At 51.1% G+C, this 10,747-nt stretch carries 11 protein-coding genes; 2 read left to right on the top strand and 9 right to left on the bottom strand.

Features of this window, described 5'->3' with window-relative positions; genetic code table 11:
* Positions 1 to 288 precede the first annotated feature (288 nt).
* From B036_RS0110300 to pth, 5 genes are all read right to left on the bottom strand, one after another.
* The gene (locus B036_RS0110300; RefSeq protein WP_020568631.1) at positions 289 to 852 is read right to left on the bottom strand and encodes a hypothetical protein; all 564 of its coding nucleotides are present in this window, start codon (positions 850 to 852) and stop codon (positions 289 to 291) included.
* An 18-nt stretch (positions 853 to 870) separates the two neighbouring features.
* Positions 871 to 1,344 carry a hypothetical protein gene (locus B036_RS0110295; RefSeq protein ID WP_026231858.1) on the bottom strand — a complete coding sequence of 158 codons (474 nt, stop codon included), beginning with the start codon at positions 1,342 to 1,344 and terminating at the stop codon, positions 871 to 873.
* A gap of 213 nt (positions 1,345 to 1,557) precedes the next feature.
* Positions 1,558 to 2,394: a phytoene/squalene synthase family protein gene (locus tag B036_RS0110290; protein WP_020568629.1), complete on the bottom strand. Its 837-nt coding sequence runs from the start codon at positions 2,392 to 2,394 to the stop codon at positions 1,558 to 1,560.
* Entirely contained in the window at positions 2,387 to 3,925 is a 1,539-nt protein-coding gene (locus B036_RS0110285) for a phytoene desaturase family protein (protein WP_020568628.1), read from the bottom strand. Before B036_RS0110285 ends, B036_RS0110290 begins: the two co-directional genes overlap by 8 nt.
* 254 nt (positions 3,926 to 4,179) lie before the next feature.
* Positions 4,180 to 4,887: an aminoacyl-tRNA hydrolase gene (pth, locus tag B036_RS28880; RefSeq protein ID WP_245557457.1), complete on the bottom strand. Its 708-nt coding sequence runs from the start codon at positions 4,885 to 4,887 to the stop codon at positions 4,180 to 4,182.
* 337 nt (positions 4,888 to 5,224) lie between these two features.
* On the opposite strand from pth, the gene B036_RS0110275 reads away from it, so the two are divergent.
* Positions 5,225 to 7,330 (top strand): carboxy terminal-processing peptidase, encoded by a 2,106-nt coding sequence (locus B036_RS0110275; protein WP_157472112.1) that lies wholly within the window; start codon positions 5,225 to 5,227, stop codon positions 7,328 to 7,330.
* 98 nt (positions 7,331 to 7,428) lie between these two features.
* On the opposite strand, the gene B036_RS0110270 is transcribed toward B036_RS0110275, so the two are convergent.
* From B036_RS0110270 to B036_RS28875, 4 genes are all read right to left on the bottom strand, one after another.
* Positions 7,429 to 8,214, bottom strand: coding sequence for a LamG domain-containing protein (locus tag B036_RS0110270; RefSeq protein WP_020568625.1), 786 nt, complete (start codon positions 8,212 to 8,214; stop codon positions 7,429 to 7,431).
* Positions 8,215 to 8,267: 53 nt separating this feature from the next.
* Complete coding sequence (locus tag B036_RS0110265) at positions 8,268 to 8,837, bottom strand: DinB family protein (RefSeq protein WP_020568624.1); 570 nt, start codon at positions 8,835 to 8,837, stop codon at positions 8,268 to 8,270.
* A gap of 143 nt (positions 8,838 to 8,980) precedes the next feature.
* Entirely contained in the window at positions 8,981 to 9,541 is a 561-nt protein-coding gene (locus tag B036_RS0110260; RefSeq protein ID WP_020568623.1) for a Crp/Fnr family transcriptional regulator, read from the bottom strand.
* Positions 9,542 to 9,757: 216 nt separating this feature from the next.
* On the bottom strand, positions 9,758 to 9,943 hold the full coding sequence (locus tag B036_RS28875; protein WP_020568622.1) for a hypothetical protein: 186 nt from the start codon (positions 9,941 to 9,943) through the stop codon (positions 9,758 to 9,760).
* Positions 9,944 to 10,187: 244 nt separating this feature from the next.
* On the opposite strand from B036_RS28875, the gene B036_RS33910 reads away from it, so the two are divergent.
* Positions 10,188 to 10,747 (top strand): hypothetical protein (locus B036_RS33910; RefSeq protein ID WP_044102287.1); only part of this gene is annotated, 560 nt, incomplete at its 3' end.

Genomic DNA, 10,747 nt, shown 5'->3' with positions numbered 1-10,747 from the left:
CCGTTGCCTTTCGGCGGCACAACCGACCTATGCCCCTAATCCTTATTTTGGCCAAAATCAACGGATTTTAGCCCCAGTTTTTGACTTACTGAGGTCCATTCCGGGCCTAAATGGCGACACCTGCCTCAACCGCCCCTGCTCATCGGACTAGCCAAATCAATTGAATACCCATAGGCTCCGTGGGTGGCGGGTTAGTCCAACAAAAGCGCAACGTCAGGCCCGACTACGTCAGGGCTGCCTTTGAGCTTTAAGTGTTGTCGGTAGTTTTTAATTTTTAATTTTCCGTACTTAACACATAGCCCAAGTTGAAAAATTTATTCCACTTCCGCAATCATAAGATTCACAAATAAAACCAAATTTCACTTTATAATCTAATCGTGTTTTCCCATTTTGAATCAATTCATATTTTATTTCTGAATCAAACAATCCAAAACCTGACTTTGGGATTTTTCTTAAAAATGTTGGTTTTAAATCTTTTAGAGTTTGAGGATATTTTCCTTCTTTAGTTTTGTAGGCTTCTAGAGCTAAACAAATTTCTTCTAAATTTTCCTTTGTCTTTTCGTATTGATAATCTCCGATTTTATTTTCTATCACCATTGCTAAAACTGTCTGGATAATTATTATTGAACTCCTTTTTTGAATTTTACTTCTAGCTTCCTTTTTTGTAAAAAGTGAAAAGAGCAATGCTAAAATTGACATTTGAAATAAATGCGTTGCTAAACATTCAGGACCAGTTATTTCCATAAATCTTAGACTTGAACCATTTATAATATCTAAGACTAGGATTGTAAAAATTATCCCAATAACTAAAGTCGCCTTTTTCCAATCTTGTTCTAAATCCCATTTTTTCATTGGTTTCCTGCTTTATTTTTATTTGATTTCGTAATCGTTCAATTTTATCTTAATTAGCATTCCTCCATAAGATTGATTGAAAGCTACCCAATTTGTTTCTAAGTTCTTTTTTACTTTTTCGATATATCTGCCAAGTTCAATTTTACTTAATTCTTGATTGTCAATTGAGTCGTATAAATCAAATGGACTTGGAGGTATTTTCATATCTGAAAAATATATTTCAGTTGAATGCAAAAGTTTTTCTAAAGATGATTTAAAGTTTCTTACGGGCTTGACATTGATTTCAATTTTCTCTATTCCAATTTTCATCGTTTTCTTCTCTTCTTCATTCCTTTCTTTTGCCACGCGAAGAATTTCTCTTGACTTTTCTAAATCGACTATTTTTCCTTTGCCATTGTATGCTTTATTCAAAACATCAATTTGTCCAAAAGTCCAATCTAAACTGTCTTTCCAACATTTTTCAGCAATCTTGATCTTGAATAGAAGTTCCATTTTTTTCTTTTTGATTACCGACAACAACATACCACCCGCAAACTTGCGCAAACAGCAACTATCTCTCCCTTAAACATACATAAATCCACCCACTTTCCGACGTGTTTACGCCACACTAACTTATGGCTAGCAAGCATTGTCGTGTACCTCCGAGTTGTCATAAACGAAGCACCATAGTGTTGTATTCACGCAACTACAATCAAGTTAATGTAGCTACAACATCCCAAACCGAGCCCGAACCGCACTAGTAGCCAACAAGTAAACCTTCTTACCGTCGTTCACCCGAATCCGCTTTTCCGCCACCTGCTGCGCAGGTGAGTTCTTAATCTTCTGGAACAGTTTGGTGTAGTACACGTAGGCGAGGTAGACGCCCAGTCGGGCGCTGGTCGGCAGTTGCTTGATGCCTTCGTAGGCGTAGTCGAAATCAGCTTTGATGTCGGCTTCGATGGCTTCCTTGGTGGCCTGGTCGAATTTGTTGTAGTCAACGCCGGGAAAGTAGACGCGGCCGCGCTCTTCGTAGTCGGACTTGATGTCACGCAGGAAGTTAATTTTCTGGAAGGCGGAGCCCAGGGCGCAGGCCATGGGTTTGAGGCGTTCGTATTCGGCGGCGTCTCCTTTGACAAAGACTTTTAGGCACATCAGGCCGACGACTTCGGCGGAGCCGTAGATGTATTCCTTGTACAGGTCGTCGTGGTAGCGGCTGACGTCGAGGTCCATGGCCATAGAGTCGAGGAAGGGGTCGATGAGGTCTCGGCCGATGTTGTATTCGTTGGCGACTTCCTGAAAGGCCTGGAGTACGGGGTTGAGGCTGATGCCTTCCTCCAGGGCCAGATAGGTGTCTTGCCGAAAACGCTCCAGCAGGGTGGCTTTGTCCTTATCATGGAAGGTATCTACAATCTCGTCGGCGAAGCGGACAAAGCCGTAGATGCCGTAGATCGGTGCCCGCAGGTGTTGGTCAAACACCCGGATCCCCATGCTAAAGCTGGTGCTGTACCGACGGGTGATCAGGGAGGCGCACTCCCGGCAAACTTCTTTATAGAGACTAAGCATTGGTTGGTTGAGACTGAGGGAGGGAAGAAGTAAGGTTTTTGGCACCGGTCATGGCCCGGTGAATATCACGGGCGGCGACCTCGCCGGAAATAATACTGGGCGGCATGCCGGGGCCGGGGGTGGTGAGCTGGCCGGTGTACCACAAGTTACGAAGCTTTTTACTGCGCAGCTTAGGCTTTAAAAACGCAGTTTGCAACAGCGTGTTCGCCAGCCCGTAAGCATTCCCCCGGAAGGCGTTGTAATCCTGTTTAAACTCCCGGTGGGCATAGCTGCGCTTGTACACTACGTGCGGACGAATATCCACCCCGTAGCGTTCCGCAAAACGTTCGCACATCAGGTTCCAGTAGTGTTCGCGGCGCTCTTCGGTATGGTCTAGATCCGGAGCTAATGGTAGTAAGAAGAAGAGGTTTTCCTGGTCCGTTGGTGCAACGGAGGGGTCCGTTACGGAGGGGGCACAAGCATAGAAGAGTGGGTCTTCCGGCCAGGCGGGTTCCTCGTAGATTTCGTGGGCGTGGCGCTTGAAATCGGCATCGAAGAACAAGGTGTGGTGGTGCAGACCGGGAACCTTTCGGTCCAGGCCGACGTAAAAGAGCAGGCTTGAAGGCGCCATCGTCCGTTTCTGCCAGTAGCTTTCGTTGTAGACCCGGTCTTTGGGTTCGAGGACTTCTTGTTCGAAGTGGTGGTAGTCGGCACCGCAGACGAGAACGTCTGTCGGGTAGGCAGTGCCATCAGCCGTAACGACGCTGGTTACCGTCCCTTGCTCCGTCACCACTTTTTGCACCGGCGATCCCGCATGAATCTCCACCCCTAAACCACGTGCTACGGCCACCATTCCTTCGATGATCTTGTGCATCCCGCCCATCGGGTACCAGGTGCCGAGCTGCAGGTCGGCGTAGTTCATCAGGCTGTACAGCGCGGGAGTGTTATCGGGCGTAGCGCCCAAAAACAGGACGGGAAATTCCAGTAATTGCCGGAGTTGGGGGTGCTTAAAGAGCTTGCGAACGTAGGTGCCCATGTCCGTCAGCATTTGCAACTTCAGCGCGGCTTTGGCGACGCGGAGGTCAGCAAAATCAAGGATGCTGTGTCCTGGCTTCTGCACGAATTCACCCAGGCCAACCCGGTACTTGTATTCCGCCTCGTCGAGGAATTTCTGCAGGTTAGCCGAACTTCCTGGTTCCAGGCGTTCGAATAGGGCAAAGAGGTCCTTTGTATTGGCCGGAACGTGCATTTCATCGTCCTTGCCGAAAACGATCTCGTAGCTGGGATCCAGGCGTACGAGTTCGTAATGCTTCGCAGCCGAAGAGCCGAAATCGTTGAAAAACTGCTCAAACACCTCCGGCATCCAGTACCAGCTGGGCCCCATGTCGAATTGGAAACCCTCGTGATGAAACGTTCGCGCCCGCCCGCCGAGGCCTTCGTTTTTTTCGATGATCCGTACGCTGTAACCCTCCCGGGCCAGATAACAGGCGGAGGAGAGGCCGGCGAAGCCGGCACCGACAACGGTAATTTGTTTGCTGATGGACTTAGTCATTATGCTGCTTAACAGCGGAGTGGACAGAGTGTTGTAGATTTTTTTCGGGCTTCTTGTCTGGGAACTGGCAGCGGTTTCCGGACTTGTGGAAGACAGGCATTGATTTTACCTGACTTCAAGTGACTATGACCAGTGGGGCGACCGCAAGGGTTCGCCTTTACAGGGACCATTCATTCAGGCCGCGTTCGCTGTGCGAACACAAAACCACCTCTTATCAAACGACAGTAGTTTAACCAGAGGAAAAATCCAAAGACTTACCCCTTTTCCTTTCCTCCTTTCTGCCCTTCTTCCTTTACTGGCTTCTTCTCTTCGTCCTTTTTACCTTTCTTCTCTTTCTTCGCCTTTCCCTGGTTGAATTTGCTCATCGTGTTCTGCAGCCCGTGTCCGCAAAAGCTCAGGCTCATTTTGGCGGCGGTTTCGATCAATTCCGGCAGTCCTTTGCGCTCGGTCGCGTTCCATTCGCCAAGTACGTAATCTGCTTGTTGACCGGGGTGAAAGTCTTTGCCGATGCCACAGCGTAAGCGGGCGTAATTATTACCGCCAGTAAGTTGGTCTATGGATTTCAGGCCGTTGTGGCCCGCGTCGGAGCCTTTGCCGCGCAGGCGAAGCTGCGCAAAATCGAGGTGCAGGTCATCGACGACAACGAGGACATTTTCCTTAGGGATTTTCTCCGCCTGCATCCAGTATCGCACCGCTTTGCCGCTCAGGTTCATGAAGGTATCGGGCTTGAGCAACAGCACTTGCTTTCCCCGGTGTTTAATGCGGGCCATATGGCCGTGGCTACAGGGTCTGAAGTCCTCGCTGAGGTGCTCCAGTACGCGGAAGCCGACGTTATGTCGGGTGTTTTCGTATTTCGGCCCGGGGTTACCGAGGCCTACGATCAGAAATTTCATGGTGGGGTCGATTGGTTCCGGAGCCGGCCGGTCATTAGCACCAAACAGGCGGCGGAGCAGTTTCAGCATGGGGGCGAAGATACGGCGCGGCGAGGGCACTCCAGTGCCCGTCTTTATGCCAAGGGGCACTGGAGTGCCCTCGCCTGGCGTCGTTAACATGAAGTTAAAGCCTACCATGTCGCCTTCCCGATTAAACCACCTGCCCCTAACACACATTTACATGCAGACGCTGCCGTGAACCATTCTTTTGCGCTTGCGGGGCCGCCGGCAAAACCTTAAATTTGTCGACCGGCCCTGGCCACCAAATAATGTCAGGCTGGTTTTTGCGTTAACCTTCAGTCGGGGCCGGCTTCAGCCCCGACAAACCTCCCAGGCCAAGATCACGCTGGCCACTAAAAGAAAGCTTATGAAAACCCGAGGCACCTTCCTCTTGTCCGCCCTCATCGTACTCGCCGGCTTCGTGGCGACAGTACTTCCCGACACCGTTCCCGCAGGTGATAAAGAATCCGTAATCATCCAAACGATGATGCGCAATCTTGAGCGTTTCCACTATCAGCCGATGAAAATCGATGATAAGTTCAGCAACCGGATGTACGACTACTACCTCAATGATGTAGACGGTGCCCGCCTGTTTTTCACCCAGGAAGACGTTGGTGCATTCGCCACCAACAAATTCAACATCGACGATCAGGTTAAAGCCGGTTCCTACGAATATTTTGACCTCGTGCAGGAGCACTGGACGAAATCCCTCGATAAAACCGAAGGCTGGTACAAAGAAATCCTGGCCAAACCCTTTGCCCTTAATAGCGGGACGGACATTACCCTTCCCGATGATGATTCGGGCTGGGAGCCAAACGACAAAGCACTCCGTCAATACTGGTCCGATTACATGAAGCGGGATGTACTCAACCAGATCATCAACCAACAAGATGAGGAGGCTGACAATGCTGACCTGAAAGAAAAGACGCCGGTAGCTGAAATGGAGAAGGAAGCCCGCGAAAAACTGGTGGAACGCTACGACGGCTGGTTTGAGCGGATGCGCAAATCCCCCCTCTCTGTTCGCCGGAGCCAGTACCTGAATGCGCTGACCAGCATGTTCGACCCACACACAACTTACTACCGTCCGAAAGACAAGGAAACGTTCGACATCACCTTCAGTGGTCGCCTGGAAGGCATCGGTGCGACCCTGCAGAACAAGGACGAATACACCAAAGTCTCCACCATCGTGGTCGGTGGCCCGGCCTGGAAAGGCAAGGAACTGGAAGCAGACGACCTCATCATGTCGGTCCGTCAGCAAGACGAAGAAGAAGCCATTGATATTAAGGATATGCTGGTGGAAGACGTTGTCGGTTTCATCCGGGGCGACAAAGGCACCACTGTTTTTCTGAAAGTTAAGAAGCCCGATGGCTCCATTAAGGAGATCAGTATTGTGCGGGACATCATCGTGATCGACGATCGCTTTGCCAAGTCCCTCATCGTCGACGGTGTAGGTGAAGGTGAAAAAATAGGCTACATTAACCTGCCTAGTTTTTATGCCGACTTCGAGCACGAAGATGGTCGTTTTAGTGCCAAGGACATCAAAGCCGAGATTAACAAGCTTAAGGATCGTGATGTTGAAGGCATCATTCTGGACCTGCGCAACAATGGTGGCGGTTCCCTGCGTGATGTGATTGACATGACGGGATATTTCATCCCCGAAGGTCCCGTTGTTCAGGTGGCTGGCCGTGGCGGCCAGAAGGAGATCCTCAGTGATCGTGACCCCAGCGTGGAATACGACGGAGCACTCGTCGTTCTCGTTAATCAGTACTCCGCCAGCGCCAGTGAGATCCTGGCCGCAGCACTTCAGGATTACGGTCGTGCGGTCATCGTAGGTAGTACCTCTACTTTTGGTAAAGGCACCGTTCAGCGGTTCATCGACATGGATCGTACCATTCCCGGTCGTACTGACATCAAGCCGTTGGGCACGGTAAAACTGACCATGCAGAAGTTCTACCGCATCGACGGTGGTAGTACGCAACTGCGCGGCGTGGTCCCTGACATCATCCTGCCCGACAGCCGCTCCCTGCTGGAAACCGGTGAGCGCCAACAGAATGCTCCCCTCGCCTGGAGCCAGATCGAACCCGCCGAATACTATCAGGACGTTTACCGCATCGACTTCATGGAAACCCTCCGCGAACGCTCTAACGACCGCGTGGCCCGTAATGCCACCTTCCTGAAGATTCAGGAAAACGCCAAGCGCGTAAAGCGCCAGAGTGAAATGGATACTTACCCCCTGACTTTAGCTGCCTACCAGGCCATGGATAAGGCTAATAAGGAAGAGGCGGAACAATACAAGGACCTGTTTGGTAACGTCGTTATCGCTGGTGTCGCCAACATCGAAGTCGACATGGAGGAAATCGAAGTGGATGAAAGCAAGAAGGCCCGGAACGATGAGTTCAAAAAGAGCGTCGGTAAGGATGTTTACATCCAGGAGGCGTTGAATATTCTGCGGGACATGCGAGACCTCGAGTAGTCTTTCAGACCGTTAGTTCGTTGACCTTTCAGGCTAACGCACGGGCAGGCTGCCGCACTTCATCGGTGTGGCAGCCTGCTTTTTTATTAGTGCTGATGCTACCGGGCGTAGATATTGCAGATATTTCTTACCTCATTGGCAGAAAGGGCGCGGTTAAAGATGCGCATTTCATCAAGGAGACCTTTGAAGTTGTACGTTATTCCGTTGTTCCGGTAGTAGTGCGGGTTATTGCCGCTGAACGTACCGATGTACCAGTGGTGGTTCATATCGATGAGGTCAGTACCCACGTGGGAACGTCGGGCGACAAAGCGATTTTCCAGTTCCTCCCCATCGACGTAAGTAATGAGTTCGTCACCGGAGCGCACAAAAGTCACGCAGCGCCAGAAACCCTTCACCTTACAGGCTATCGACTGCTCGGCATTGCCGTATCCGTTGATAACGGAGGAGCACATAAAATTATGGAACTCTTCCCGGCCATCCGTCTGGCGGTCCAGGATCATGGAAAAGCCCGGACGGTAAAACGTCCTGCTCAGTCGATATCCGGAATGGCCGTTAAAAATATAACTCCTCACCTCTCCACTTTTACCGGCATTTTCCAAAGGATAGTCTTTCAGGAACACCCAGGTCGTGATGGTAAAGTCACCTATCTCAGGAAGGTAGCCATTAGGCAAAATCTCGAAGAAGGTAGTCTTACCGTCAAAGACAGCGGCTTGACCTACGATACCCGGCTCGTACTTCAGATTACCAAAGGGGACGGCGTCGTGGCCGTTACCGCTCAGGTCTTTGCCGTTGCCCTCGAAGGGGTAATGGGCAATCAAGCCAGACGGTTGGGCAGATAAGGACACGGCACAAAGGGCCAATACCAGGCTAAGGAGGATACGCATAACAAGGGGTTTAATGGTGATTATTTACCCCATAAAGTTAAGGCTCCGAAACCTTAAGCAGCAACGCCTGCGCCAACCGCCCGCTGGGCCTGCACCACGTGTCTCCAGTTATGGTAAATCACCACCCGCAGGGTATCCCCCAACCGAAGCTTGATCAGGTTACTGATGCTGATGCCGGTTTTGGTTCGGGTGAGGTTTACGCTACGTGCCTGCTGTAGCAATTTCAGTATTTCTTCTTGTTGCCGGATAAATTCCTGCACCGTATCATGGTTCAAGATTTTTTCCGAGTTCCTGGGGTCCGCACTCTTGAAGGTGGTGATCTCCCTGGTTTTCTCTCCGGGTTTCATGCCTGCCGCAAACTTGTTTCCCAACCAACTGGAGGTGAAGGTATCGGCGGGTTGGTCATGCTTTGTTTCCTTGATCCTGGTTTGGATTTCGGGTAGATAGAAGTCACCGTAGTGATTGAGGTGCGCAAGACATTCCAGCGCGTTCCAGGCATCCGGGCGGGGCCGCTGGTGCAGGGTGGAGGATTCGAGGGCGAGAAATTCCTGGCCTGCGGCCAGGTTGGCTTCCGTACGCTCGGTGAGTTTTTGCAGGAGGTCAGCAGTATTGCGAGGTTTCATTCTTGGGTCTTTTGGGATGGTTAACAATTTATACCACAAAGGTCGGTGACGATCGCTGCGTGAAAATTGATTTGGCTCAAGAAAACGGTTGGACGCGCAGGGACGCACCGGACGCTCAAAGGTTCCTGCGGAACGCTTCGAGGTCAGGTGCTGGGGTCCGGTGGGATGGCGCTGCGGATGCGGGAGAGGGTTTCCGGCGTCATCCGGAGGTAGTTGGCGATGTACTTGGCGGGGATTTCCTGAAACAACTGCGGGCTGCGTTCGAATACTCTGCGGTACCGCTCCGCCGGATCATTGGTCAGCAGATCTATCTCCCGCTCCAGCTGTCCGGTGATCATCCACGACGTGATTTTTTGCCACAGGCGGGCCAGCTCCGGGTCGGCGGCCAGCTGAGCCATATACTCCGTTTTCCGGATCATCCGAACGGTGCATTTTCGCAGCGCCTGAGAATACAGGATGGTTGGCTTGCCGTTAATGAAGCTGTCCATCGCCGCCACGTAATCTCCTTGGTAACCGAAGCGGATGACTTGCTCTTCGTCATTGACGAAGACGTAGGTCCGCAGCGTTCCCTTAGCTACGTAGTAAATGTTCGTATTCGTCTCACCGGCATGGTGGAGGTAGTCGCCGCGTTTCAGCTCGATGGTTTTGTGGAAGAGGTCGTGTGCTTCCAGATAGGCGTGTAGGTCGGTGATGGGAGAGGGCATGGAGGTAAAATTAAAAGCTTGTTCGGACTTTACCTCCTGGGACCACACTCTATGGCCCTGCAACGTCAACGCTTCCCCTCCAGTGAATCAATCAAAACAGTAGCAACCCAGTCTTCATAGTACGCTAAGTGATGAATCAATCTCCCATCCGAATCGTAGTATTTATCAGATAGCTGATTCCAGTCCTTACTGGTAGTCATACGTGCAAGTGTGCCGTCACTTCGATTCAAACGGACCGTTCATTTGGTCTACTCCAAACACTTTAACGTGTGCGATAAAGTCATATCGCTCAAAAGTAGCCTCATTCCATTCTTCCAATTCGCAGGTGCAGGCTGCTAAGGCAGCAGTACAGAAAATCAGTTTCAAGAGTAAGGACAATCGCAGTATAAAGGTAGATTTCATAAACAACAAGATGCTATTGCCCCACAAAACGGTGGGAGGTGAAGCGCGGAGTTCCTATTAGCAACACCACTCGCTTGACGGCGCATTCGCCGCGCGGCCGGAGGCCGACGCTTCCGCTCGTTGCCGGAGGCAACATCGTCCGGTAGCAAAATCAAAAAAAGGGGACTGCGCAGTCTTGCGAAAAAAAATGCCCCTGCTTATGGAATCCTCCTAAGCCCATCGTCCCTAGGGAAACCTACGAACTATGCGCTATTTCTTCCTTTTGCTCCTATTGTTCTTTCTCTGCACCAGCGGCCGCGCCCAAAACATCACCATCAGCGCGTCCATTGCTCTGGCAGATGATCAATGTAATCCCGTCATCAATGACCCGGATACGGACTGCGTAAACGTCCCCAACGGGACCGACATGCTCACCTATTTACCGGGCCAGGACGGTGACATCATCGTCACCTACCGCCTGACGAATAATTCCGCTGGCACCATCACCCAGGGACAAATCACGGACAGCGACCGTGGCATCATTATTCCCGTAACCGCCGTCAACATCCCGCCAGGCACCACGGTGATCACCAACCGCATTTACCCCGCAGAAACCACTCCCCGGCTGGTTACCGCTACGGTAAAAGCCAACCTCGAAAACGCCGCCGGTGCCAGTTTGACGGTTGAAGGAGAATACATCCTTGATGTTGTCGCGCCCAATGTGGACGTTGAATTCGGCGTCGCCCGCCAGGCCGACGTCTGCGACAACACCATCGCCCCCAATTGCCCCGTACCCTACGGCGCACTCAATGGCCAGACCGTCAC

Origin of the sequence: Neolewinella persica DSM 23188 (genome assembly GCF_000373105.1) — a bacterium.
Lineage (GTDB): Bacteria > Bacteroidota > Bacteroidia > Chitinophagales > Saprospiraceae > Neolewinella > Neolewinella persica.
Note: the sequence above shows the minus strand (reverse complement) of the source record. Positions and strands in the feature narration are given on the sequence as shown.